This window comes from Sphingomonas sp. BL-S-05 (assembly GCF_055521695.1).
This window is the reverse complement of the sequence record NZ_CM145499.1, coordinates 2,145,275-2,170,536: the sequence shown is the minus strand read 5'-3', so window position 1 is coordinate 2,170,536 and position 25,262 is coordinate 2,145,275. Positions and strand designations below refer to the sequence as shown.

Genomic DNA, 25,262 nt, shown 5'->3' with positions numbered 1-25,262 from the left:
ACGCGAAGGCGCGAAGACGCAAAGGGAAGAAGGATTGGTTCGCGCAGAGGCGCAGAGGCGCGGAGGGGTTTCGCTGGCGAAACGCTTCCGCCGCGCCAGCGGCCTTGAACGCCGGGGCAGGGGATGAAGTCGTCTCCCGATCGCGGAACGATTGCCAAGATCGCAACGCCTCTGCGCCTCCGCGCCTCTGCGCGAAAACTACCTCCTCCTTCCCTTCGCGCCTTCGCGTGAACCCGAAAGCACTACCCCCAAAGGGCTGGCACACCCCGGAACCTCTGCTATCGGGTGCGGATGAACGAGACCCCCGACTCCATCCTGATCGTCGACTTCGGCAGCCAGGTGACGCAGCTCATCGCGCGTCGCGTGCGCGAGGCCGGCGTCTATTCTGAAATCGCGCCATTCCAGAAGGCCGAGGAAGCGTTCGCGCGGATGCAGCCCAAGGGCGTGATCCTGTCGGGCGGACCCGCATCGGTGTGCGACGAAGGATCGCCCCGCGCGCCGCAGGCGATCTTCGATTCGGGCGTGCCGGTGTTCGGCATCTGCTACGGCCAGCAGGTCATGACCCAGCAATTGGGTGGCAATGTCGAGAAGGGGCATTCGGGCGAGTTCGGCGAAGCCTATATCGAAGTCGGCGACGACTGCGCGATGTTCGACGGGCTTTGGGCGAAGACCGACCGGCATCAGGTGTGGATGAGCCATGGCGACAAGGTCACCGCGCTCGCTCCCGGTTTCCGCACCGTCGCGACCAGCCCCGGCGCGCCCTATGCCGTCGTCGCCGATGACGATCGCCGCTATTATGGCGTGCAATTCCACCCGGAGGTGGTCCACACCCCCGATGGCGGAAAGCTCATTGCCAATTTCGCGCGCCATGTCTGCGGTCTGGCCGGTGACTGGACAATGGCCGAGTTCCGTCAGGCGAAGATCGCCGAGATCCGGGAACAGGTCGGCGACGGCAAGGTCATCTGCGGCCTGTCGGGCGGGGTAGACTCCTCGGTCGCGGCGCTGCTGATCCACGAAGCGATCGGCGAGCAGCTGACCTGCGTATTCGTCGATGGTGGCATTTTGCGCGCGGGCGAGGCCGAACAGGTCGTCAGCCTGTTCCGCGGCCACTACAATATCCCGCTGGTCCATGTGGATGCGCAGGACCTGTTCATGGACGGTCTGGCCGGCGTCACCGACCCGGAGGCCAAGCGCAAGTTCATCGGCAAGACCTTCATCGACGTGTTCGAGGCGGAGGCGAACAAGCTGGGCGGTGCGCAGTTCCTCGCACAGGGCACGCTCTACCCCGACGTGATCGAAAGCGTCAGCTTCACCGGCGGTCCGTCGGTGACGATCAAGAGCCACCACAATGTCGGCGGCCTTCCCGAGCGGATGAACATGGCGCTGGTCGAACCCTTGCGCGAACTGTTCAAGGACGAGGTTCGCGCGCTGGGCCGCGAACTGGGCCTGCCCGATGTGTTTGTCGGTCGCCACCCGTTCCCCGGACCCGGCCTTGCCATCCGTATTCCGGGGGAAGTTACCCGCGAGCGCTGCGACATCCTGCGCAAGGCCGACGCCATCTATCTCGAGGAAATCCGCAACGCCGGTCTGTACGACACGATCTGGCAGGCATTCGCGGTACTGTTGCCGGTACGCAGCGTTGGCGTGATGGGCGACGGCCGCACCTACGACAACGTCCTCGCGCTGCGAGCGGTCACCTCGACCGACGGCATGACCGCGCAGGCATTCCAGTTCCCCGGCGACTTCCTGCCGCGCGTCGCGACCCGCATCATCAACGAGGTGAAGGGCATCAACCGCGTCACCTACGACTATACGAGCAAGCCGCCCGGCACGATCGAATGGGAATGACACGGACTCAAATCGTCCGGGGGACGATTTGTGCCGTGTCATTCGGCCGGCGATAGCCGGTCGCTGCACAGAGAGACGATCGTCCGGGGGACGATCGGCCCCGGATCATTCGCCCCGCGCAAGCGGGGTGCTGAGGCGATGCGATAGACGCCCGGACGCTATCCGACCGCCACCGCCTCCGGCTGCATGAGCACGCTGTTCGCCGGTACGTCCTGCAACAGCCAGACATTGCCGCCGATGACCGCCCGGTCGCCGATCGTCACCCGGCCGAGGATCGTCGCCCCGGCATAGATGACGACATCGTCGCCGACGATCGGATGCCGGGCGATCCGCTCGGCGAACGGGCCGCTTCGGGTGCGCGGTTGCGAACGATGCGGCGTCCGCGCGCCCAGCGTGACATGCTGATACAACCGCACCCGCGCGCCGATGACGGCGGTCTCGCCGATCACAACGCCGGTGCCGTGATCGATGAAGAAACCCGGACCGATCGTAGCGCCCGGATGGATGTCGATCCCGGTGCGCTCGTTCGCAATCTCCGACACGATCCGCGCGACGATCGGCACGCCGAGCGAATCGAGTTCATGTGCCAGTCGGTGGTGCAGGATCGCGATCGCGCCGGGATAGCAGATCAGGATTTCATCGACGCTGCGCGCCGCCGGATCGCCGCGAAAGATCGCCGCGACATCGGTATCGATCAACGCCCGCACCCGCGACAGCGTACCTGCGAACAGCCGCAGGATCTCCGCCGGACGATCGGGTGCGAAATCGATCGCCGACACGTCCTGCCAATAGGCGAACTCCGCACGGATCGCTTCGTCCAGCAAAGCGAAGGCTGCCCTCAGCCGGTCGGCGACGAACCCGTCCTCCGCTGCCGCCCCGCCGGCAAACCCGCCGATCCGTCCCGGGAAGAGGGCATGCGACAATAGCTCCACCGCCTGCTGCAGCGTCGTCCGCGACGGAAAGATCGCCGGCTGCTGCCGGCTTGGCTGCGCCTGTCGCCAGGCCATGCGCGCGCTGGACAGGGCGCGGGTCGCGTGATCGATGATATGGCGGCGGTCGTCGTCTGCTTGGGCCACGCGGATCGCTTCGAAACAAAAAGGGCCGGGCGACATGAAGACGCCCGGCCGGAGGTTACGCTTAGGGAGCTACCAAAGCGTCACGGGCACCGCGCCGGAGCGCGGCGAAACTCAGAAGCTGTTGCCGGTGGTGTTCAGCGTCGGATCGACGGTCGATGCGTTCAGCGTCGGATCGGTCGCGAGCGTGGTATCGTTCGACAACAGGGCTTCGTTGCCAAATGCGGCATCGTTCGCCAGCGGCTCGTCCACCGAGGTCAGATTGCTTTCGAACGATGCGTTGGCGTCGCTGGTCGGCTCGTTACCCGAACATCCGGCCAGCCCGACCAGCGCGAAAGCCGCCAGCGGTGCGATGAATTTGGTCAAACCCGATCTCCCTGTTCGCCGCCCGGAAGCGACCGTTGCAACGCCTGTTGTACGCAGCGGAACCGGGGAGACTATAATCCTATTACTTTAGTAGGGTAATGTTCGACTATCATTGCGGCGCGCGCATGCGCACCGGATACTGGCCGGTACGGTGCGATCGATGTGCGGGTAATGGTGCCGGGAAATCAGCGGCCACTGGCACCACCTTATTATGACATTGGGTGGCCGCAGCGGTATTTTGCGATGGCCGAAAACATGGAAAAACTCAAGTCGAATGACAGTCCGGGGCATAATCTCGCACGCTTGTCGCCGCAGCGGAGGGAACGCGACTGTCCGTCATTCTTGATGCCGACAAGGTCGGTCGGGGAAGAATGGCCTCCGCGATCAGCGTATTACGACACCAGCCCGTCCCGAGACGCTCAATACCGCGGGCCGTCAGTTCGGCCTCCACCTTGCCGAACCGAACGCCGAGATGCCACGAGATCTCCATGTCCCAAGCGACCGCAGCGGCGATGTGCTCGACGGTGTTGCGATCGGCAGCCAGCATGCGCCCGCTGAGGGTGAATGGCAATCCGAGGCCGGGCGCGAGGTTGCTCACAACGGCCGATTTGATGTTAAGCATTTCGGCAGCGTCCGCCTGACTGATCGTGGGACTGATCCAGGGAGCGATCGCGTAATCGTCGATCCGATCGAAGGCCGCCAGATCAGCCGGTCGCACCCTGATCGTCATTGTGGTTGGCCCGTCGCCATCGAGCCAGAAGGGCGTTTCACCGCTCAGCAGAGCACCGAAGATCGACGCCCAGGGCTTCGCCCGGCCCCCGATCCTTCTGGACGCCAGCATCTCGTAGAGGAGTTCGCGGCGCACCGGCTCCACGCCGAGCTCGGCGACCTTCGCCTCGATCTCGTCGTGGCGGTGGGTCTGCCAGGCGAACCAGTCCCAGAAGCGGTCGCGCTCCCATTCGGCGCCGAAATGCAGCTTCAGGAACGGGGCGGAGAGCGGGCCGCGCCGCATCTCGACCACGGGCTTCTTCTTGTCGCCGGTGAAGTAGACGCCGATCTTGCGGTCGCGGGCGGCTTTGGCCTCCGCCTTCGCCGCCTTCTCGGCCGCCTTGATGCGCGCCGTCTCCCTGGCCTTGACGGCATTCGCGACGTGCTGGTCGACGACAGCATCGACGTTACCGGGATCGAGGACGAGAGCCGCCTCGGCGAGGAAGACGAGATCGTCACCAACGATCATCAGCCCTTCGAATGCATCCGTGGCCGCGACCTCATCCCCGGTCGAGCGCGACCATACCGGCCCGCCGGCGACGACGACCTCGCCGCAGCGCAGTTCGCGCAGGATCCAGACGCGATGCGTGCCGCCGGTCCTGACCAGTTCGGCACGCACGACCGTGATCGGGACCGTGTCGGGCGGACAGGCAGCCCACTGGCCGGGTGCGGATGCTGCGGTCGGAGGGTCGTTGCGGGCCACGGCGATGCTCCTTCTTGCGGGAGCAGTGACATGGTGCCGGATGGGGGGCGGACGCCAATGGTTCAGCGGGGCAATTGGTCTCGATTGCGGGGCAACGCCACGAACGGTTACGATCTATGGCTCGCCGGCGATTGGGAGTGGTGATCGTCCCTAGTTTGCAGAGGGTTTCGGCGCTCCTGATTTCCGGCGTCGCGGTGTGGTGCCTACCGCCGTGCGTCCATCGCCATTCGACGGCCGAGGCCGTGACCGCCTCGGCTCACGGGGTCCATCGTTGGCCTTTGCGGTCGAGAGGTCGTCCTGGCCGCGGACTTCAAGCTGTTGATCCTCGATGTGCTCGAAACTGTGTTTCAGGCCGGCGAGTTCATTCAGAAACGTCGGGTAGCGATCGATGCTCGAGGTCTCAAGGTCATCAAGGCCGAAGTCGCGGCGTAGCTGCAGCAAGCGAGTCCTGACGGCATCCGCCTCACGCGAATCGTCCAACACGTCGACTACGTCCTCAAGCATGTGGAGGGCCTGTTCGGCGGTGGCGGCATCCGGATGGTCGCGACGGAAGTTGCCTTGAATGCGATCGACAAGGGAGGAGATGCGCGCCCTGGATGCATCGCGTTCTGCAGCCCGCTGGATTTCGGTCAGCCTGCGGAACAGGGGTCGCATGCGGGCCAGGAAGGCAGCGACGTCCGGCTCGCCGGTCCCATCGTTCTCGCAGATGGTGATGACTGCCCGTGCAAAGCCGATCTTGTCGATGTGACGGCCACGATTTTCCGCCAAGGCGTTCAGCGCGTCAAAGATCGATTGATCTGCGGGGATTGGCATCGGCAGCTCTTCGACCTTGAACGGTTCGGGTCTCTCGCCGCGAAACTCCTCGATCTCCCGAAAGTATTCGTTGGCGGCCCGAACGGCGAGGGACGTTGGAACGAGATCTTCTATCTCCACAGGCGTGCGCCCGGACCCATCGGCCTCGACCGCGGTGCCTACGTCGAGGACGTATTCTGGTTTGATCAAGCGACCGATGCGCTTCTCACCGCCCCGCAGCGCCTTGGCAGCGCTCTTTCCCGCAGCATCGGAGTCGAGCAGCGCGATGACTGGCGGCTTCTCGGTGTCGCGCCCACGGACGAGGTAGACCGTGTAGGGCATCTGCCCGGCCGAACCGCACGGCACGATGACGATGCGGTTGAGGTCGAGACTGTCGCCGCGGCCCGGACCAGCCCCCGCGCGGATCAGCCGCGACGCGCCGGCGAGCAGCACCTGATCGGCGGCACCCTCGACAAGCAGGTTGCAGGAACCGATGAACGCGGTTTCGCCGACGAATGCGCCGAAAGCGGAGCGCAGGGGTTCGTAATGGTTGCGCGAAGCGTTGCGGATGACGCGAGTGCCTTCGCTAGCCCGACCCTTCTGCAGAACGCGGATACGCTCCGCCCGGTTCTTGTCGAGGAGGAAGGGCGAATGCGTGACATAGACCACTTGGACCGGCCGGGCTCCGCCCTCAGGCTGGGCGAAGCCATCAAAAATCTTGAGCAGATCTTGCTGCGCCTCGGCGGAAAGGAAGGCGTCCGGTTCGTCCATCAGGAGTATCTCGGCCCGATCGGCCGATGGCTCCCTCGTCTGTGCCTGAATGAGGTAGGATAGGAAATACTTCAGTCCGTGGCTGCGCTCCTTGAAGGTGTATTCCGTTCCGGTCCGATCCTGAATGGTGAAAACAAGGTCCACGTCGCGGGGCGACACCCTGATAGAGAAGTCCCGGTCCTGCACCCAGAATTTCGGGAAGTTCAGATGCCGGGCAAGCTGATGGTTTATTCTGGCAACCAAAGCGTTGGCGTGGCCGTCATCGCCTTCATCGATGGCCTTGGCGAGATCGGCGAGACGTTCCGGATCGACCAGCGCCAGTCTGACCAGAAGATCGCGTGCGAGCGCGAGAGCTTTGGGATCCTCGTCGGAAGTCGCTGCACGGCGTGCGCCGCGGTAACCGTTGATCTGCGTGAAAAGGCCAGACGCGATGCTGGTGAACTGTTGTGCGTCGGCGGGAAGGTTGTCCAATATGTATGCCCCCGCCTCCAGCACGGCCGCCCGTCCGCGTCTGGACGCAAGAGCTGATGTGGGCGCGATCTCGTCACGCAGCCAAGCGAGAGGCACCGCGCTCGGCAAACCCACGCCCGCCTTGATTTCGAATGGACGAGGTAGGAAGTTGCGACCGAAATTTCTTGCTTCCTCGCCAGTATATCTGATCTCGATCGGTTCACCTTTTCCGTTCGGAAAGAACAGGCGCAACACGTCTCGTCCTTCCCTAAACATATGAAAACTGGTAGTCCTCGCAGGAGCGTCCGGCACCGCTGCCCGAAGCGCCTCTACTTCCCTCTCATCCAAGGAGGACCAGCGCAGACCCAAATGCGGCCAAGAAGTTTTGCCGCGCTCGACGCTAAAGAAAGGGGAGTATCGACAAAGGTCGCGCTGCTCGATGTCCTCGGCCGTAATCGCACTCTTTATGGCTCCGAGAAGGTGGCTTTTTCCGGACTCGTTTGCGCCCACGACAGCCGTGATCCGGGGGTCGATGCTGATGACGACGTAAGGGTAGAAGTCGCCATCGATCAGATCCCATGCATCCGGCTTTGCGCCGGAGTGAGACTTGCGGACACCGTCGAAGTTGAACGACTTGTAAAATCGGGCGTAGACGGCTTCCAGGCGCATGCATGACCTCGCGGTTCGAGCGAGAAGCCAACCTATCGGGGTTCCACACGGAAAGCGAACGCAGCTGTATCGCGCCTTAGCTGAACTCGGCTCGAGCACCACGACGTGACCAGTGTTCGCCTTTCGAAGATGAAGGGATGCTAATGGCTGCCGACGACAACGACCTCGGACCACGCGCCGCGGCACGGTGGGTTCTCACCGACGCGCACGTCGTCGCGCGGAGCGAAGACGGCGAAGTGGAGGCGATCCACTGCATCGATATCGAGATCGAGGAGGGACGCGAGGAACTGATCCCCAATGCGGATGACGAGCGCTTCGCCTCATCCATGCGCTACTATTGCGCTGTTCGACCGCGCGGGGTCGCAGAGGCTGACGCATGGGTAGGGTCTGACGCCCTCGTCACGATCATCGGGCAGGCGCGGGACGGAAGCACCGTCACCCTGTCAGGTCACGGCATCTTCAGCAGAACGGGTGCCGCGACCTTCGAGGCCGAGTATGCTGCGCCGCCGGGCATGACGACGTGGCGTCCCGTCGAGGTAAAATCCGAAGATTAGGGTTTGAGTGGCAAATGGACGTCCGGATGTCGGCCCAAGCCAGTCGCGTTAATCGTTCTGGCGGAAGATCACTGATTGCTGGCCCTGTTCCTTGCATCCTCGCGTTCGGCCTTGAAAGGTAGGTTGCGCGAGCAAAGGTGGCCTTTTGGTCCGCTCGCTCAGCCTTTGGACGGCACCATCAAACCGGCCTCAGCCTCGGCCTTTGCCCGGAAGCAGTTCAAAGCCATGTTCATGGGCATCGGCGATGGCGGTGAGGCGCGCGACCGGAGAGACGTCGTCGCTCCTGATGCGAATGACAGGCGGCGGACCGAAGGTGAAAGTCGGTATCGGATCGGTCACGGTCTTGATAGAAATAAGGTGTCGCGGGGGCGTTTCGGATTGCAGCGCCAAGCGAAGTGCGGCCGACAAGGTGCCATCGCAGGGCGCCTCGTCCAAGACGCAGTATCGCGCGAGGCGGCGGTCGTCGGGATAGCCGAGCGTTATGCAAGGCGCCGACCCCCGCGTGCCCATCGCCGCCGACGCGCTCGACCAGCCGTCGTCTAGGCGGCACGCCGCCGCCAGCAGTGCCTCCGCGGCAAGGCGCCTCCGGACTTGGAAGTCCTCCATCAATCCGACTTCGTCGGGTTCCTCGACATTGGCTAGCCACTGCTGGACGCGGATGCACGCATCCTCCCGCGTTTCGCCACGCGAGGGACGGATGCCGTCGCAAGTTTCGACGATGATGCAATTCCGATGCTTTCCACCGGCCATGAACCGATGACGAAGCACGGTCCGCTCGGAGTCGATCGTGAGGCGGATGTCCTGCATCTCGGGAGGGAACCAGCGCAGATGCTCGAAATAGATGTGGCCGCGTCCGCGATCACCCCATCCGGCGTTCGACGATGCGCTGGCCGACAGCTTGCCAAGGATGAATTTCAGGGTGTCGACCATTCGAGCGCGGTCATAGGCGTCGAGATGGTTCAGGATGCTGCTTTTCATATCACCGCCTTCGCTCACTCCCGTTAGCTTGGACGGCCTGAGCTTCGGTTATCAAGTTCGCTAACAGCATGGACGTCTTACGCATCGACTATTGCTCCGCCTGCCAAGCTGACAAGGTTGGCGACTGCTCTGGAGCGCGAGCTAGGGCACGAACCTGAGAAGGGCATCGGCGCGAGATTGTGCGAACGTCTGGCTATGAAGCGTTGGCAGCCTGCTCTTCGCTCATCCGAATTCGACGGCTTATGCGCGTCTTTTCAGGGTATCGGCCGGCTCACCTGCCGACCTGTGCCGGCGGCAATGCCACCATAGAGTGGGCTAATGCCAATGCCAGGTGGTGCCAGTGGCGGCGGTTCGGGGTGGTGGAGCTGAGGGGAATCGAACCCCTGACCTCTGCAGTGCGATTGCAGCGCTCTCCCATCTGAGCTACAGCCCCGCCCCTCATCCGGCTAAGCCGGGGCCGCTCCCTTAGCTGGCCGTTTCGACCGATGCAACGGGTCTCGCGCATCGCCCCTACAAAATCTCCAACGGCGACCGATCGTGTCGAGGGCGCTCTTCGTCGTGGCGTATAATTTGAGCCGGAACCAACCGCAGGGTCGGCGCTTGTTCGCGTACGACATGGCAGCCCGCGCTGCTGCGCCGCGATAACATGAACCATCTGCAGGAGATTTTCATGGGCTATGATCGCTATTCGGGACGTGACGATTCGTCGTCGAACGACCGGTCGGGATACGAGGGACGCTGGCGGGACCGTGATGATCGGTCGCGGAGCAGCTATGGCGGATCGCAGGGCTATGGCGCGCGCGGCTACGGCTCGGGCCGGTCGCAGGCCTATGGCGAGCAGAGTTACGGCGGATCGTCGTGGCAGCGCGACGATCGCGACGACAGCCGCAACCGCGACTATTATGGCGGTTCGTCGAGCGGCAACCGGTCCTATGGCTCGACCTATGGTGCCGATCGCAATCGTGGCTATGGCAGCCGCGACTTCGATCAGAACGATCGCGGCTCGAGCGCCTACGGGTCGCAGGGCGGTCGCTACCAGGGCAGCTATGCCAGCGACGGCCATCGCTTCGCCGACTATCGCGACAATGACGATGATCGCTTCGGCGGCAACGACCGGTATCGCGAACGCAATCGCGGTGACGATCGTTATCGGGCCGACCGCAACCAGAATCATGACAATCGCGATTATGACGCCGAGGATCGCGGCTTCCTGGCACGCGCAGGCGATGAGGTTCGTTCGTGGTTCGGCGACGAGGAAGCCGAACGCCGTCGCGAGCGCGACCAGCGGTATGACGAACGCATGGCCCGCTACGACGACCGGCATAGCGACCATGCATATCGTTCGTGGCGCGACACGCAGGTCAGTGCCTTCGACCGCGATTACGACGAATATCGGCAGGAAAACGCGACCCGTTTCCAGAACGAGTTCACCGCATTCCGCACCGAGCGTCAGACGCAACGCGATAGTCTGACCAAGGTAACCGAACATATGGAAGTACTCGGCTCCGATGGCGAACATGTCGGCACGGTCGACAAGGTCCGTGGCGATCGGATCATCCTGACCAAGAATGACGTCGACGCCGGTGGCCATCATCATTCGATCCCGTCGCGTTGGGTCGAATCGGTCGAAGACAAGGTGAAGCTGCGCAAGAGCGCCAGCGAAGCCAAGAAGGCGTGGCGCGACGAAGAAGAACAGCAGGCGATGTTCGGCAACCAGTCGTCGCAGCGCAACTATGGCAGCGACCGGTTCGGCAGCGACCGGAACAGCGAAACCGGCCGCACGCAGACCGGCAGCGCATCGACCGCGACGACCGGTCAGGCACTGGGGGCGGGGACGTCTACCAGCGCGGGCACCGGCATTGGCGGGGCTAGCGCCAATGCGTCGAGCGACAGCGAGACGAACCTCAATCGCAGCTTCCCCGGAACCTATTGATCGGTTCGCAGTGGCGACAGGCGGAGGGGGTCGGGAAACCGGCCCCCTTTGCTTTGTCCGGTCTCGGCCGTAAGTTGCCCAGCGAAACCGATTTGGAGATTTGAGCATGGCAAAGGCGTGGCATCTGGTGCGGCGGCCGAACGGAATGCCGGTGGCCGAGGATTTCGCGCTGCGCGACCTGCCGGCACGCGAACTGGCCGATGGCGAGGTTCGCATCGCCAATCGCTGGCTGTCGGTCGACCCGTATATGCGGGGGCGGATGAACGATGTGAAAAGCTATGTACCGCCCTTCGCGCTGGACGCGCCGATGGACGGCGGTGCCGTAGGCGAGGTGATCGAAAGCCGGGCAGCCGAACTGCCGGTGGGCACGCGCGTCCAGCATATGGCGGGATGGCGTGACGAGGCGATCGTCCCGGCCAAAGGCGTGCAGAAGCTGCCCGACCTGGGCATTCCGGATCAGGCTTTCCTCGGCGCGCTCGGCATGCCGGGCATGACGGCGTGGTTCGGACTGCTGGCCGTTGCCGAGGCGAAGGCCGGCGACACGGTGTTCGTCTCGGCGGCGGCGGGTGCGGTCGGCTCCACGGTAGTGCAGATTGCCAAGGCGAAGGGCATGACGGTCATCGGTTCGGCCGGCGGCAGCGACAAGACAGCGTGGGTCCGCTCGCTCGGCGCCGATCACGTCATCGATTACAAGGGCGAGGTGCCGCTGGTGAAGGCACTGGGTGCCGCCGCGCCGGACGGTATCGATGTATATTTCGACAATGTCGGCGGCGACCATCTCGATGCGGCCTTGGCCCATGCCAGACAGGGCGCGCGCTTCGCGATCTGCGGGATGATCGACGGCTATAACGCGTCGGAACCGACCAGCCTGCGCTATCTGATGCGCGTCATCGCGGCGCGGATCCGCGTACAGGGCTTCATCGTCAGCGACTTTATGGGCCGGATCGGCGAGTTCCATCAGGGCATGGGCGAGATCGTCGCCAGCGGTACCTTCCAGCGCGAGGAAACGGTGGTAGAGGGGCTGGAGGCGACGCCCGACGCGTTCCTTGGTTTGTTCAGCGGCAGGAACAAGGGCAAGATGCTGGTCCGCCTCTAAAATCCTCCCCGAAACGGGGAGGGGGACCATGCGTAGCATGGTGGAGGGGGGTGGCCGGAATCACCATGGTTCCGAAACTCGGATATCCCCCTCCACCGTCCTGTGGACGGTCCCCCTCCCCGTGCCGGGGAGGATTTGTGGTTAGTGCAGCTTGGCGATCTTAAGCCCGTCTTCCTTCGCCCGCTGCTTGATCGATTCCTCGCTGCGCGTCAGCGCCTTGGCGAGCGCCTTCAACGCCATGCCCTTGCCGGCGAGTTGATGGAGCTTCTGGATTTCATCGGGCCGCCACGGTTGGCGGTGACGTTCGAATTTTTCGGCCATGCCGTCTCTCCTATCGCCCCCGTGCCAACCGGACCAGTGCAGTGTCGAGCGATTGCAGGAAGCGCGAGCGATCGGTCTTCGCAAATGGCGCCGGTCCGCCCAGTTGCTCGCCGCCCGCGCGCAGATCGGCCATGATCGCCCGCGTCGCGATCGCGCCGCCGATCGATGCGCTAGTGAAGGGCTTGCCGTTCGGCGCAATGACTGTTGTCCCGGCTTTCAGGCAGCGATCGGCGAGCAGGATATCGGCGGCCACCACCACGCAGTCCTTGTCGGCAGCCTCGGCAATCCAGTCGTCGGCGGCATCGAACCCGTCCGACACCACGACCCGTTCGACCCATGGCACCAGCGGTACGCGCATATGGCTGTTGCTGACGATCGCCACGCCGGCACCGTGCCGTTCGGCAACACGGTACACTTCGTCCTTTACCGGGCAGGCATCGGCATCGACGAGGATGCGGATCATGGCTCGATCGGGCCGGTCTCGACCACTTCGATCGCATCGGCCCGCCCGCCGAAACCGGCCGTCTCGCCCGCCATCAATCCGGTGAGCGCCACGGCGAGCGGCGCGGTGAACGGGATGCGGCCCGCCGCCGGATCGGCTTCGTCGCTGCCGACCAGTTCGATCGTCTTCACCTGCCCGTTCAGCCGATAGGTCACCCGCGATCCGAATGCGACCTCGTCCTCGGGAACCGGCGCGATCTCGGCGGTCGAATGCCGCGTCCGCCAGTAGCGCAGGTCGCGCTTGATCGCGGTCGTCCGCTCGGCATCGCCCTCGGCCGCGGTCAGTTCAGCCTCCAGCCGCGCGACTTGCCCAGCCATCGCCTCCAGCCCCCGCCGCGTAACCAGATTGGGGCCGGGCGGCAGCGGCAGTTCGAACCGCGGTTCCTTATGTTCGTCATCGTCTTCCCGGCGGAACGCAACGCTCATCAGATCGCGCCCGAGAAGGTATCGCACTGCGCCGGATCGCCGCTGTCATAGCCGCGCTTCAGCCAATAGGCGCGCTGCGCAGAAGTCCCATGGGTGAAGGTCTCCGGCGAGGCTGCGCTCCCCTGCAACGTGTCGTCGCCGATTGCTTCGGCGGCGGTCAGCCCTTCCTGAAGATCGCCCGGCTCCATCCGGCCGCTCCGCTTGCCCCATACCCCGGCATAGCAGTCCGCCTGCAACTCCAACCGGACCGACTGCGCGTTGCCTTGCGCCTTGGGCAGCGTCTGCTGCGCGCGGCTGACCGCTTCGGCCTGTCCGGTCAGATTCTGGATATGATGGCCGACCTCGTGCGCCACGACATAGGCCTGGGCGAAGTCACCGCGCGCGCCGAATTTCTGCGACAATTCGCGGAAGAAGCTGGTGTCGAGATATACTCCGCGATCGGGCGGGCAATAGAAGGGGCCCATTGCCGACTGCGCCGCACCGCAGCCCGACTGCGCGCCACGCTGATAGAAGTTCAGCGTCGGGGCGGGGTAACGCTGCCCCTGCTGCTGAAAGATCTGGCCCCAGACCTGTTCGGTCGATGCCAGCACGCGACAGGCGAAGAGTTCCTCGGCCGTGTCGCACGGGACATTGCCCTGCGCCGATCCCTGTTGCGCTGTCGGTGCCTGACTGCCGCCCGTCAGCAATCCGCCGCCGCCGGAAAACATCATGAAGGCGATGGCGATGACGGCGATGATACCGATCGTGCCGCAACCCAGGCCGCGTCCGAGCAACAGCGGCAGGAACCCCAACAGGTTCAGCCCACCACCGCCGCCGCCGCCCTGGCCGAGGTCCCGCACGTTGCTGGATGGATCGAGATCGTCGAGGCGCATGGGCGGCGGTCCGTTCGTTGAAGCTGCGTACTGAAATGCGCGAAACGCCGCCTGCGTTGCAACCGGTCTGCATGAATTCGGTTGTACGGGCGTTGAACCCGGTTCGTATAGCGCGCAAAGTGTCCAGAATGGCCGAAGCCGATCCCCGCCTGCGCCGAGTATCCCCGCCCGGCCTGCCGCTCCCCGACTGCGTCGCGCTGGTGTTGCAGGGGGGCGGTGCGCTCGGCAGCTATCAGGCCGGGGTGATCGAACGGCTCGACGAAACCGGCATTGAGGTCGATTGGGTCGCGGGCATTTCGATCGGCGCGATCAACGCGGCGATCTTTGCCGGAAACCCGCCCGAATGTCGCGTCGCGCGGCTGCGTGCCTTCTGGCAACAGGCGGCAAGTGTGCTGCCATGGTTTCCGATCCTCCCCGACGACCGCGTGCGCGAATGGGTGCATGAATGGTCGGCCGGCGTGGTGCTCGCGACCGGCGTGCCCGGCTTCTTCCGTCCGCGCGGCATGGCGCCGCAATTCGCAGCACCGGGCACCGCCGCTGCACTCAGCTATTACGATACGACGCCGCTGCGCGAGACGCTCGACCGGCTGGTCGACTGGGACCGGGTCAATGACGGACCGGTCCGGCTGTCGGTCGGCGCGGTCGATATCGAAAGCGGCAATTTCGTCTATTTCGACAGCGCGCGCGAACGGTTGGACGCGCGGCACGTCATGGCCTCGGGCGCGTTGCCGCCGGGCCTGCCGCCGGTCGAGATCGACGGGCGCTGGTATTGGGACGGCGGATTGGTGTCGAACACCCCGCTGACCCATATCCTCGACCATCAGCGCGATCCGATGCTGGTGTTCCAGGTCGATCTGTTCTCCGCCGAAGCGACCCTGCCGCGCACGATCGGCGACGTGGTGGCGCGCGAAAAGGAAATCCGCTTCTCCAGCCGTACGCGACAGGTGACCGCCGAGCGGCTGCGCCTGCGACAGGAACGCGAGTTGATCCGGCGGCTGGTCGCCAAGCTGCCGGTCGAACTGCGCGACGATGCCGATGTCCGTGCGCTGGAGGCTATGGCCGACGAACATCCCTTGAGCCTCGTCCACCTGATCTACCGCGCCAATCGCTGGGAGGGCGGGGCGCGCGACTATGAATTTTCGGCGCGTGCGATGGAGGAGCATTGGGCGGCGGGCCGCGCGGCGATCGCCGACACCCTCGCCAATGCCCGTGTCGTCGCCGAAAACATCCTCGATGGTCGGACCGCCGCGTTCGACCTGACCCCGCATCTCCATCAACGCCAAGGATAGCCATGTTCCTCAAAGGCAAGACTGCGATCGTCACCGGTTCCACCTCCGGCATCGGCCTCGCCTATGCCAAGGCATTTGCCGCCGAGGGTGCGACCGTCGTCATCAACGGCTTCGGCGACGAAGCGAAGATCGAGGCCGAACGCGCCGCGCTTGCCGAGGCGAGCGGTGCCGATGCCCGCTACGACCCGGCCGACATGACCAAGCCCGACCAGATCGCGGCAATGGTCGACAAGGCGGCGGCGGAGTTCGGATCGGTCGACATCATCGTCAACAATGCCGGTATCCAGCATGTGGCGAAGATCGAGGATTTCCCGATCGACAAATGGGATGCGATCCTCGCCATTAACCTGTCGTCGGCCTTCCACATGATCCGCGCGGCGGTCCCGCATATGAAGAAGGGCGGCTGGGGCCGGATCATCAACACCGCCTCGGCGCACAGCCTGGTCGCCAGTCCCAACAAATCGGCCTATGTCACCGCCAAGCACGGTCTGGCGGGGCTGACCAAGACGGTCGCGCTCGAAGTCGCGACCTTCGGCATCACCGCCAACTGCATCTCACCCGGCTATGTCTGGACGCCGCTGGTCGAACAGCAGATCCCCGACACCATGGCGTCGCGCGGGCTGACGCGCGAGCAGGTGATGAACGACGTGCTGCTGGCGGCACAACCGACCAAGGAGTTCGTGACGTCCGAACAGGTCGCCAGCCTCGCGCTGTACCTGTGCCGCGACGAGGCCAAGGCGATTACCGGTGCGAACCTGTCGATCGACGGCGGCTGGACCGCGGCATGATCGCGGTATGAAGCGCAGCGCGTGCATCGCCGGCCTGATGCTTGGCCTGTCGACCGGCGGCTGTGGTGGGGGGGCAGGGGTGGCGTCCGCCGGTTCTGCTCTGCCGCAAGCACCGGCCGCCGCCGATGATTGGCGGCGCGTGGCGACGCCGGCCGATCGCGACCGGTTGCGGCGTTGGCGCGAGGCGTGGCTGACTGCCTTGCCCCGTGCCCGCGCCGCCGATCCGGCGGCGGTGGCGGAGCAGGGGGCGCTGTTCCAGCCCGACCTTGCGCTCGCCGGCGCGGCTCCCGCGGGACGCTATCGCTGCCGCGTGTTCAAGCTCGGCGCGGTCGGTAGCGCGATGCGCGACTTTACCGCCTACCCGGCCTTCGACTGCCGCATCGTCGATGAAGGGCGGGTGCGCAGCTTCTATAAGGAGACGGGGTCGCAGCGGCCGGTCGGCCTGTTGTTCACCGATGGCGACCGGACGGTCTTTCGCGGCACGTTGCTGCTCGGCGACGAACGCGCGCCGCTGCAATATGGGCAGGACCGCGACCGCGACATGGCGGGGGTGCTCGAACGGGTCGGCGAACGCCGCTGGCGGCTGGTGCTACCCTATCCGCGGTTCGAATCGCTGCTGGATGTGATCGAATTGGTGCCGGTGGATTAAACGCTTCGACCTGTCGAGACGGGACAAGGTCTCGACCGTTCGTCCTGAGAGTCTGACTCGTTATTGAGATCTGGCGATTTGTCTGGTGAGGGTTTTGACGGAAGCGAGGTTGCACCAGGCTTCCTGCGACTGTTCGGAGGCTTCATAGTCCCTGGCGAGACGCCGGTTTCGACCGAGCCATGCGAACGTCCTCTCGACGACCCATCGTCGCGGTTCCTGGACGAAGTGTCCGACGCGTTGCGAGCGGGTGATGATCTCGATGGTCCATGGCCGCGGATCGGCGACCGCGTCGAGCAGCTTGTTGCCGCGATAGGCGCGGTCGGCATAGGCATGGCGCAGGCCGGGAAACCGGGCGGCCAGCGCCTTGAGCAACGGCACGGCGCCATGGCTGTCCTGCACGTTTGCCGGAGTGATCCGCGCCTCGATCAATCGGCCTGACGTATCGGTCGCGATGTGGCGCTTGCGACCCTTGACCTTCTTGGCAGCATCGAACCCGCGCGGACCGCCGCTCTCGGTGGTACGCGCGCTCTGGCTGTCGATCACCACGGCCGATGGTTCGGGATCGCGCCCCTCGAGCATCCGCGAACGTGCCACCAGCAACGCATTGATCCGGGGCCACCAGCCCTGATCGCGCCAGCGGTAGAAATGATACTGTACGGTCGTGAACGGCGGAAAATCACGCGGCAGACCACGCCACGGACATCCCGACCATAGCAGATACAGCAACGCGTTCACGATCCGCCGCAGCGGCGTCCGCCGCCGTCGGCCACGAACCGACGGCGGCGGCAGAAGCGGACCCAATACCCGCCACTCCGCCGCACTCAAGTCGCTTGCATACCGACCCTCGGCCCGGCGATACCGCTCCCGGGTGGCCTCATTCCAAACCATCGTCGATCCTTTCGTAGCTTCGCAACCACGATCGAATCATACATGGCGAGGTCATCCAACCTTTTCCCGGTCAGCCTCTGAGTAGCCATTGAGCTTGTCGAAATGGCGTATCGAAGGACCGTCTCAGGCAGGTGCTTCGATACCGGTCTTCGACTTCGGTGCGCATCACCGAAGCCTGTCCTGAGCGCCTGCCGCAGGCAGGCAGTCGAAGGGCTCAGCCCCTACTCGGCACGAACGGTCCTGTCCTAGCGATAGATACTAAGCCACCAGCGTCCGCCGCACCGTCTCGTAACAATCGTCGATATGCGAATTGCCGACCAGCTTCATCGCGCCGAAGCTGATGCCTGCCGCCGCGACCTGTCCGGCGAAGGGCACGAACCGCAACAGCGACTTGCTGGCATAACGTGCGCCGACCCGCCGGATCAGCATTGTCACCACGCGCCGAGTGATCGACCGGCCGATGACGCCGTTGCCCAGATTGGCGGCGATCAGCAGCACCTGCTTCGCACGATCCGGTTCGAGCGCCTGCACCTGCTTTTCGCTCAGGCCGAAACGGCTGCTGATATCGGGCAGCAATTTGGTCAGGATATTGGCATCGACGATCAGGTCGGCGCCCGGCACCGGCACCGCCGATGCGCCCGCCGATACCAAAGCGCGCTTGGTCACCAGCTTGCGCGCTTCGTCGCGGACGCGGTCGAGTTCGGCGATGGACGTGATGTGCATGATGGCCCCGTATCGTTTCGTTGCCGCATCAACGCCGTTCTTGCCAAGCGGCTCCCGATCTTTCAGTTTGCTGATATTCGATATTGAGGACGGACCTGTTGATGATCGTACGTCTCGGCGCGTTGCTTGCCACGACTGCTCTTGCCCTTCCGGCCCATGGTGCCGCAATGCCACAAACCGCCAATACCAGCGCTGCCGCGATCGACGCCACGCCGCTGACCGCGAAATGGGGCGGCCCGTATCAGGGGGTGCCGCCATGGGACAAGGTGACCCCGGCGATGTTCCCCGTCGCCTTCCCGGTGGCGATGGCGGAGATGCGCCGCGAAATCCATGCGATCCGCGACGACAAGCGGCCGGCGACGTTCAAGACGGTCATCGAACCGCTGCAACTCGCCGGGGACATGATGGACCGGGTCGGGTCGATGTGGGGTGTCTATACCAGCAACCTCGCGACAAAGGAGGTGCAGGCGATCGACCGCGAATGGTCGCCGAAGCTGTCGGCGTTCAACGACGAACTATTCCTTGATCCGAAGCTCTTCGCCCGGATCAAGACCGCGTACGACACCCGCGCCCGGCAGAATCTGAACCCGCAGCAATTGCGGTTGCTGGAGCGCACCTACCGCAGCTTCGTGCGGCGCGGCAGCCTGCTGACCGATGCACAGCGTCAGCAGGTCAGCGGCCTCAACCAGCAATTGTCGGTCGCCTATAACGACTTCAGCCAGAAGGTGCTGGCCGATGAGGAGACGTGGATCGTCGTCGACGATGCAAAGCAACTCGCCGGTCTGCCCGACAGCTTCGTCGCATCGCTGAAGGCCGCCGCCGACGAACGCGGTCTCGCTGGCAAATGGGCGATCGTGAACACCCGCTCGTCGGTCGCGCCGGTGCTGACCTATGCCACCGACCGGGCATTGCGGGAAAAGGTCTGGCGAGCCTTCACCATGCGCGGCGACAACGCCAACGCCAACGACACCAAGGCGACGATCGCCACCATCCTGAAATTGCGGCAGGAGCGGGCGAAGCTGCTCGGCTTCCGCAACCATGCCTATCTCCGCATGGATGACACCATGGCGGGTACGCCCGCCAATGCGAAGGCGCTGATGATGCGCGTCTGGCCCGCCGCCGTCGCGCGCGTCCGCGAGGAAGTGACCGACATGCAGGCGCTGGCGGCAAAGGACGGCGCGAACATCACCATCGAGCCATGGGACTATCGCTTCTACGCCGAAAAGGTTCGCAAGGCGAAATACGACCTCGATGAAAGCGAGGTGAAGCCGTATCTGCAACTCGACAATATCCTTGCCGGTGCCTTCTACGCAGCGGGCAGGTTGTACGATTTGAAGTTCGCTGAAAATACCGGTCAGATTCCGGTGTTCGAAAAGAATGTCCGTACCTTCGTCGTAACCGACGCGCGGACGGGTAAGAATGTCGGCATCTTCTATTTCGATGCCTTTGCCCGCAGCGGCAAGCGGTCGGGGGCATGGGCTACGCGCTATCGCGGTCAGCAGAAGCTGGGCGGCGAGCGCAACGTGCTGGCGTCGAACAACAACAACTTCGTGAAGGGCGCGGCCGGACAGCCGACGCTGATCAGCCTCGACGACGCGTCGACGCTGTTCCACGAATTCGGCCATGCCATCCATTCGCTGTTGCAGGACGTGACCTATCCGGGCCTTGCCGGCACGCCGCGCGACTTCGTCGAATATCCCAGCCAGGTGAACGAGAACTGGCTGCTCACGCGCGACGTGCTCGACCGCTATGCCAAGCATTACCAGACCGGCCAGCCCATGCCGCAGGCGTTGGTCGACAAGATCGAGAAGTCGTCGACCTTCAACCAGGGCTTCGACACCGTCGAATATCTGTCCTCGGCCATTGTCGACATGGAGTTGCATGATCGCGAGACGCCGGTCACCGATGTCGCGGCGTTCGAACGCGATACGCTGGCCAAGCTCGGCATGCCGAAGGAGATCGTGATGCGGCACCGCCTGCCGCAGTTCAATCACCTGTTCGCTTCCGACGCCTATTCGGCGGGCTATTATTCCTATCTCTGGTCGGAAACGATGGACGCCGACACGTGGGCAGCGTTCGAGGCGACCGGCAATGTGTGGGACAAGGCGACGGCGGACCGGTTCCGCAAGACGCTGCTGTCGACCGGCAATGAAACCGATCGGAAAGATGCCTATCGCGCCTTCCGCGGCCGCGACCCGGATGTGACCGCGCTGTTCAAGCGCCGCGGCTTCCCAACCAACTAAATCCTCCCCGCTCCGCGGGAAGGGGAACCATGCGCAGCATGGTGGAGGGAACTGTCCACATACGGAACCACTGCGTTGCGCGGTACCGCCCTCCACCGATCTTCGGACGATCCCCCACCCGGTAGTGGGGCGTAGCTTACAACGCCTCGGGCCAATGGTTCGCCTGCACCACCGGCTTCCGTCGGATGGCATCGACGCCAAGCTCCGTCCGCACCCCATCCTTGCCGAATACCAACTCAGCGGGCGCGAGCGCATGCAACGTCTCGCCCACGCCGCCGACGCCGCCGGTACTGACCACGACATAGGCGATGGCATTGTCGCCACAGCCCAGCATCGCATCCACGACGGTACCGACCGCCTCGCCGCCCGGCCCGGTCAGCTTGGCGCCTATGACCCCGCCGGCCGGATATAGGGACGGTACCGGATGCCGCGCGCTTGCGTCCGCCGCTGCGCTGCTGCCCTTGTCATAGCTTGCTTGCCGCCCGAGCCAGCGCCAGATGCCGACGAGATTGACGACCGTCAAAAATGCGTTCGACAGCACGAGGTTCGTCTGCCCGCTGGTTAGTCCGACCGTCGTCCACGCGACCGACCCGACCGAAAAGACGACGAATCCCCAGCCTGTTACCCGTGCGCCGAGATTCGCGGCGGTCATCATCGCGGCAATCATCGTCGCCGCCGGGGCGATCCATCCCGCCATTTCCTCCACGAAATTCTCCCAGCTTTGTCAGCGTGATACGGGCGAGGCGGGCCGCGGTTCCGACGAAAGCGGGCCACGGGGCCATCGCCCCTCTCGCCAAGCGCGTTGAAATTATATAACAAGGCGTTGAAACGAGTCTGCGCGACCGAAACCGGCGACGCGGAAGCGACATGGAGAGTGCATGACCGGCGACAGCCGCACCAATTTGCCGCGCCTAGCGCTGCATGTGCCCGAACCCAAATTCCGTCCCGGCGATGCGGTGGACTTCGCCGACGTCGCCGTGCCCGCTGCCGGGGCGCAGGTGCGCCCCGACACCACCGCCGCGCCTGACAGCTTCCACGACCTCGCCTATACGCTGGTCCGAGTGCTCGATGATCAGGGGCAGGCGGTCGGCCCGTGGAACCCGCGCCTCGATCCGGAAGTGCTGCGGCGGATGTTGCGCCATATGGCAACGGTGCGTGCGTTCGACGAACGCATGTTCCGCGCGCAACGGCAGGGCAAGACCAGCTTCTATATGAAATGTACCGGGGAAGAGGCGATCGCGGTTGCCGGAACCATGGCACTCGACCGCGACGACATGACCTTCCCCAGCTATCGCCAGCAGGGCATCCTGATCGCGCGCGATTACCCGATCGTCGAGATGATGAACCAGATCTACTCGAACCGGGGCGACAAGCTGCAGGGCAAGCAGTTGCCGATCATGTATTCGTCGAAGGATTTCGGGTTCTTCTCGATCTCCGGCAACCTGACGACGCAATATCCGCAGGCAGTCGGCTGGGCGATGGCGTCGGCGTCGAAGGGCGATACCCGGATCGCGGCGACATGGTGCGGGGAGGGGAGCACCGCCGAAGGTGACTTCCACTCGGCGCTCACCTTCGCCACCGTCTACCGCGCACCGGTCATCTTCAACGTCGTCAACAATCAATGGGCGATCAGCAGCTTTTCCGGGTTCGCGGGGGCAGAAGCAACGACCTTTGCCGCGCGGGCGATCGGCTACGGCATCGCCGGGTTGCGCGTCGACGGCAACGATGCGCTGGCGGTTTATGCCGCGACGGCATGGGCGGCGGAGCGGGCACGGACCAATGCCGGCCCGACGCTGATCGAGCATTTCACCTATCGTGCCGAGGGGCACTCCACCTCCGACGATCCGTCGCAATATCGTTCGGCTGGCGAGCCGACGGCATGGTCGCTAGGTGACCCGGTCGCGCGCTTGAAGGCCCATCTGATCACGATCGGCGAGTGGGACGAAGACGCCCATGCCGCGATGGACCGCGAGGTCGCCGAGCGCGTCCGCGCCGCGCAGAAGGAAGCGGAAGGCAACGGCATTCTCGGCCACGGCCTGCACCAGCCGCTCGACACGCTGTTCGACGGCGTGTTCGAGGACATGCCGTGGCATTTGCGCGAACAGCAGGCGCAGATGATGGCCGAAGAGGAAGCCTCCGGCCGGCCCTGGGCGCGTAAGGAGGGCCACTGACATGGCGCGGATGAACATGATCCAGGCGATCAATTCCGCCATGGATGTCATGATGGACCGCGATCCGAACGTGATCGTGATGGGCGAGGATGTCGGCTATTTCGGTGGTGTGTTCCGCGCGACCGCCGGGCTGCAGACCAAATACGGCAAGACCCGCGTGTTCGACACGCCGATCACGGAATGCGGCATCATCGGCGTAGCGGTCGGCATGGGCGCCTATGGCCTGCGGCCGGTGCCCGAAATCCAGTTCGCCGATTACATTTACCCCGCGCTCGACCAGTTGGTCAGTGAGGCGGCACGGCTGCGCTATCGCTCGGCGGGTGACTTCACCGCGCCGATCACGGTGCGTTCGCCGTTCGGCGGCGGCATTTTCGGCGGCCAGACGCACAGCCAGTCGCCCGAAGGCATTTTCACCCATGTCAGTGGCATCAAGACGGTGATCCCCTCGACGCCCTATGATGCCAAGGGGCTGCTGATCGCCGCGATCGAGGACAATGACCCGGTCCTCTTCTTCGAACCCAAGCGCATCTATAACGGCCCGTTCGATGGCCATTGGGACAAGCCCGCGCAGAACTGGTCGAAACACGCTGGCGGCGAGGTGCCGGAGGAATATTACCGCATCGAGCTTGGCAAGGCGAAGGTGGTGCGCGAAGGCGGCGACCTGACGATCCTCGCTTATGGCACGATGGTCCATGTCGCGCAGGCGACCGTCGAAGCGGCAGGGGTCGATGCCGAGATCCTCGACCTGCGCACCTTGGTCCCGCTCGATATCGAGGCGATCGAAGCATCGGTGAAGAAGACCGGGCGCTGCATGATCGTCCACGAAGCGACGCGCACCGGCGGCTTTGGCGCCGAGCTGTCGGCGTTGGTGCAGGAACGGTGCTTCCATCATCTCGAAGCGCCGATCGAGCGCGTGACCGGCTTCGACACGCCGTATCCGCACAGCCTCGAATGGGCGTATTTCCCGGGGCCGGTCCGCATCGGACAGGCGCTCAAGAAAATCATGCAGGACTGACCGCCATGGCACGTTTCTCTTTCCGCCTGCCCGATATCGGCGAAGGCATTTCCGAGGCCGAGATCGTCGCGTGGCACGTGGCGGTCGGCGACCGCGTCGAGGAAGACGGCCGGCTGGCCGATATGATGACCGACAAGGCGACGGTCGAAATGGAAAGCCCGGTGGCGGGCACGGTCGTCGAACTGGCGGGCGAGCCGGGCGATCAGGTCGCGATCGGTGCGACGCTGGTGGTGATCGAGACCGAAGGCGAGGTAGTGCAACCGGCCGAACCCGAGCGGGTCGAGGCGGAAAATCCCGGAGTGGAGGAGGTCGCTTCCTCACCGCAAACGGAACGGCAAGATCCTCCCCGGGACGGGGAGGGGGACCATGCGCAGCATGGTGGAGGGGGAGCGCCGCTGGACGCTACGCAATCCGATGTTCCGCAGGAGGCCGCCCCCCTCCACCATCCGGCTGCGCCGGACGGTCCCCCTCCCCGTGAACGGGGAGGAGTATTGGCGTCCCCAGCCGTCCGTGCTCGCGCCGCCGACCTTGGCATCGATCTGTCCGCCGTCCACCATGACGGCCCGCACATTCGCCACGCGGACCTCGACGCGTACCTCCGCTACGGCAGCGCGCAGGGCTATCGCGCGCCCAACACCAGCCGCGCCCGTCCGGACGAAACCGTCAAGGTCATCGGCATGCGCCGCCGCATTGCCGAGAATATGGCCGCCGCCAAGCGCCACATCCCCCACTTCACCTATGTCGAGGAAATCGACGTCACTGCGCTGGAGGCGATGCGGGCCGACCTGAACGCGGCCCGCGGCCAGCGGCCGAAGTTGACGATGTTGCCGCTGTTGATCGTCGCGATCTGCCGGACGCTACCCGACTTCCCGATGCTCAACGCGCGTTACGACGACGAAGCCGGTGTGGTCACGCGGTTCGGGCGGGTGCATCTGGGCATGGCGGCGCAGACCGATGCCGGGCTGATGGTGCCGGTGATCCGCGATGCGCAGGACATGAACCCATGGCAGCTTGCGACCGAAATCGTGCGGCTGGCCGATGCGGCGCGGACCGGGAAGGCGAAGTCGGAGGAATTGTCGGGCGGCACGATCACGGTCACTTCGCTGGGGCCGCTTGGCGGGATCGCGACCACGCCGGTCATCAACCGGCCCGAAGTTGCCATTATCGGCCCGAACCGCATCGTCGAGCGCCCGGTATTCCGTGCGCGCCCGGGCGGCGGCGAGGAGATCGTGAAGGCCAAGCTGATGAACCTGTCGATCAGCTGCGATCACCGGGTCGTCGATGGCCATGACGCCGCCAGCTATGTCCAGGCGTTGAAGCGGCTGATCGAAACGCCGGTGCTGCTGTTCGCGGACTGATCGGTCAGCCTGTGGTC

Annotated in this window: 23 protein-coding genes and 1 tRNA gene; 11 read left to right on the top strand and 13 right to left on the bottom strand. The window is 64.6% G+C overall.

Annotated elements, in window-relative coordinates:
- Positions 1-291 precede the first annotated feature (291 nt).
- Entirely contained in the window at positions 292-1,848 is a 1,557-nt protein-coding gene (gene guaA, locus ACZ1JS_RS10150) for a glutamine-hydrolyzing GMP synthase (RefSeq protein WP_465165976.1), read from the top strand.
- Positions 1,849-2,006: 158 nt separating this feature from the next.
- Here the strand turns inward: guaA and epsC are convergent, their stop codons facing one another.
- From epsC to ACZ1JS_RS10130, 4 genes are all read right to left on the bottom strand, one after another.
- Positions 2,007-2,855 (bottom strand): serine O-acetyltransferase EpsC, encoded by an 849-nt coding sequence (gene epsC / locus ACZ1JS_RS10145; protein ID WP_465168671.1) that lies wholly within the window; start codon positions 2,853-2,855, stop codon positions 2,007-2,009.
- Between the two features lie 180 nt (positions 2,856-3,035).
- The gene (locus tag ACZ1JS_RS10140; protein ID WP_465165975.1) at positions 3,036-3,287 is read right to left on the bottom strand and encodes a hypothetical protein; all 252 of its coding nucleotides are present in this window, start codon (positions 3,285-3,287) and stop codon (positions 3,036-3,038) included.
- Between the two features lie 265 nt (positions 3,288-3,552).
- Positions 3,553-4,758: a hypothetical protein gene (locus ACZ1JS_RS10135; RefSeq protein WP_465165974.1), complete on the bottom strand. Its 1,206-nt coding sequence runs from the start codon at positions 4,756-4,758 to the stop codon at positions 3,553-3,555.
- Positions 4,759-4,908: 150 nt separating this feature from the next.
- Complete coding sequence (locus ACZ1JS_RS10130; protein ID WP_465165973.1) at positions 4,909-7,440, bottom strand: AAA family ATPase; 2,532 nt, start codon at positions 7,438-7,440, stop codon at positions 4,909-4,911.
- 143 nt (positions 7,441-7,583) lie between these two features.
- Between ACZ1JS_RS10130 and ACZ1JS_RS10125 the strand changes: the two genes are divergently transcribed.
- A complete protein-coding gene (locus ACZ1JS_RS10125; RefSeq protein ID WP_465165972.1) occupies positions 7,584-7,994 on the top strand; it encodes a hypothetical protein in 411 nt (136 codons plus the stop codon).
- 189 nt (positions 7,995-8,183) lie between these two features.
- Here the strand turns inward: ACZ1JS_RS10125 and ACZ1JS_RS10120 are convergent, their stop codons facing one another.
- Together ACZ1JS_RS10120 and ACZ1JS_RS10115 are read right to left on the bottom strand one after the other, a co-directional pair.
- Positions 8,184-8,924 carry a hypothetical protein gene (locus tag ACZ1JS_RS10120; RefSeq protein WP_465165971.1) on the bottom strand — a complete coding sequence of 247 codons (741 nt, stop codon included), beginning with the start codon at positions 8,922-8,924 and terminating at the stop codon, positions 8,184-8,186.
- Between the two features lie 405 nt (positions 8,925-9,329).
- Positions 9,330-9,405, bottom strand: a tRNA-Ala gene (locus tag ACZ1JS_RS10115).
- A 213-nt stretch (positions 9,406-9,618) separates the two neighbouring features.
- On the opposite strand from ACZ1JS_RS10115, the gene ACZ1JS_RS10110 reads away from it, so the two are divergent.
- Complete coding sequence (locus tag ACZ1JS_RS10110) at positions 9,619-10,905, top strand: DUF2171 domain-containing protein (RefSeq protein ID WP_465165970.1); 1,287 nt, start codon at positions 9,619-9,621, stop codon at positions 10,903-10,905.
- 106 nt (positions 10,906-11,011) lie between these two features.
- Positions 11,012-12,001 carry an NADP-dependent oxidoreductase gene (locus tag ACZ1JS_RS10105; RefSeq protein WP_465165969.1) on the top strand — a complete coding sequence of 330 codons (990 nt, stop codon included), beginning with the start codon at positions 11,012-11,014 and terminating at the stop codon, positions 11,999-12,001.
- Positions 12,002-12,142: 141 nt separating this feature from the next.
- Here ACZ1JS_RS10105 and ACZ1JS_RS10100 read toward each other — a convergent pair whose 3' ends face one another.
- From ACZ1JS_RS10100 to ypfJ, 4 genes are read right to left on the bottom strand one after another with little or no spacing between them, the layout of a single operon-like run.
- Positions 12,143-12,322 carry a hypothetical protein gene (locus ACZ1JS_RS10100; protein WP_242116039.1) on the bottom strand — a complete coding sequence of 60 codons (180 nt, stop codon included), beginning with the start codon at positions 12,320-12,322 and terminating at the stop codon, positions 12,143-12,145.
- Between the two features lie 10 nt (positions 12,323-12,332).
- Entirely contained in the window at positions 12,333-12,785 is a 453-nt protein-coding gene (locus tag ACZ1JS_RS10095; RefSeq protein WP_465165968.1) for a YaiI/YqxD family protein, read from the bottom strand.
- Positions 12,782-13,249, bottom strand: coding sequence for a GreA/GreB family elongation factor (locus ACZ1JS_RS10090; RefSeq protein ID WP_465165967.1), 468 nt, complete (start codon positions 13,247-13,249; stop codon positions 12,782-12,784). Before ACZ1JS_RS10090 ends, ACZ1JS_RS10095 begins: the two co-directional genes overlap by 4 nt.
- Positions 13,249-14,121 carry a KPN_02809 family neutral zinc metallopeptidase gene (ypfJ, locus tag ACZ1JS_RS10085; protein ID WP_465165966.1) on the bottom strand — a complete coding sequence of 291 codons (873 nt, stop codon included), beginning with the start codon at positions 14,119-14,121 and terminating at the stop codon, positions 13,249-13,251. The genes ACZ1JS_RS10090 and ypfJ overlap by 1 nt, the downstream gene beginning before the upstream one ends.
- Before the next feature lie 128 nt (positions 14,122-14,249).
- Between ypfJ and ACZ1JS_RS10080 the strand changes: the two genes are divergently transcribed.
- Genes ACZ1JS_RS10080 through ACZ1JS_RS10070 form a run of 3 tightly spaced genes read left to right on the top strand, consistent with a single transcriptional unit; the run spans position 14,250 to position 16,847 of the window.
- On the top strand, positions 14,250-15,410 hold the full coding sequence (locus ACZ1JS_RS10080) for a patatin-like phospholipase family protein (protein WP_465165965.1): 1,161 nt from the start codon (positions 14,250-14,252) through the stop codon (positions 15,408-15,410).
- A gap of 2 nt (positions 15,411-15,412) precedes the next feature.
- A complete protein-coding gene (locus tag ACZ1JS_RS10075) occupies positions 15,413-16,198 on the top strand; it encodes a 3-hydroxybutyrate dehydrogenase (RefSeq protein WP_465165964.1) in 786 nt (261 codons plus the stop codon).
- Between the two features lie 7 nt (positions 16,199-16,205).
- Positions 16,206-16,847, top strand: a complete 642-nt coding sequence (locus ACZ1JS_RS10070) for a DUF4893 domain-containing protein (protein WP_465165963.1) — start codon at positions 16,206-16,208, stop codon at positions 16,845-16,847.
- Between the two features lie 60 nt (positions 16,848-16,907).
- On the opposite strand, the gene ACZ1JS_RS10065 is transcribed toward ACZ1JS_RS10070, so the two are convergent.
- Positions 16,908-17,735 carry an IS5 family transposase gene (locus tag ACZ1JS_RS10065; RefSeq protein ID WP_465165962.1) on the bottom strand — a complete coding sequence of 276 codons (828 nt, stop codon included), beginning with the start codon at positions 17,733-17,735 and terminating at the stop codon, positions 16,908-16,910.
- Between the two features lie 258 nt (positions 17,736-17,993).
- On the bottom strand, positions 17,994-18,458 hold the full coding sequence (locus ACZ1JS_RS10060) for a hypothetical protein (RefSeq protein ID WP_465165961.1): 465 nt from the start codon (positions 18,456-18,458) through the stop codon (positions 17,994-17,996).
- Between the two features lie 101 nt (positions 18,459-18,559).
- Between ACZ1JS_RS10060 and ACZ1JS_RS10055 the strand changes: the two genes are divergently transcribed.
- Positions 18,560-20,701 (top strand): M3 family metallopeptidase, encoded by a 2,142-nt coding sequence (locus tag ACZ1JS_RS10055; RefSeq protein ID WP_465165960.1) that lies wholly within the window; start codon positions 18,560-18,562, stop codon positions 20,699-20,701.
- A 136-nt stretch (positions 20,702-20,837) separates the two neighbouring features.
- Here ACZ1JS_RS10055 and ACZ1JS_RS10050 read toward each other — a convergent pair whose 3' ends face one another.
- Entirely contained in the window at positions 20,838-21,398 is a 561-nt protein-coding gene (locus ACZ1JS_RS10050; RefSeq protein WP_465165959.1) for a PRC-barrel domain containing protein, read from the bottom strand.
- 181 nt (positions 21,399-21,579) lie between these two features.
- Here ACZ1JS_RS10050 and ACZ1JS_RS10045 point away from each other — a divergent pair, with 181 nt between their 5' ends.
- The 3 genes from ACZ1JS_RS10045 to ACZ1JS_RS10035 are packed head-to-tail and all read left to right on the top strand — an operon-like array spanning position 21,580 to position 25,245.
- Positions 21,580-22,872 (top strand): thiamine pyrophosphate-dependent enzyme, encoded by a 1,293-nt coding sequence (locus ACZ1JS_RS10045; RefSeq protein ID WP_465165958.1) that lies wholly within the window; start codon positions 21,580-21,582, stop codon positions 22,870-22,872.
- Positions 22,873-22,882: 10 nt separating this feature from the next.
- Positions 22,883-23,887 (top strand): alpha-ketoacid dehydrogenase subunit beta, encoded by a 1,005-nt coding sequence (locus ACZ1JS_RS10040; protein ID WP_465168670.1) that lies wholly within the window; start codon positions 22,883-22,885, stop codon positions 23,885-23,887.
- Between the two features lie 5 nt (positions 23,888-23,892).
- Positions 23,893-25,245, top strand: coding sequence for a dihydrolipoamide acetyltransferase family protein (locus ACZ1JS_RS10035; RefSeq protein WP_465165957.1), 1,353 nt, complete (start codon positions 23,893-23,895; stop codon positions 25,243-25,245).
- The last annotated feature ends 17 nt before the right edge of the window (positions 25,246-25,262 follow it).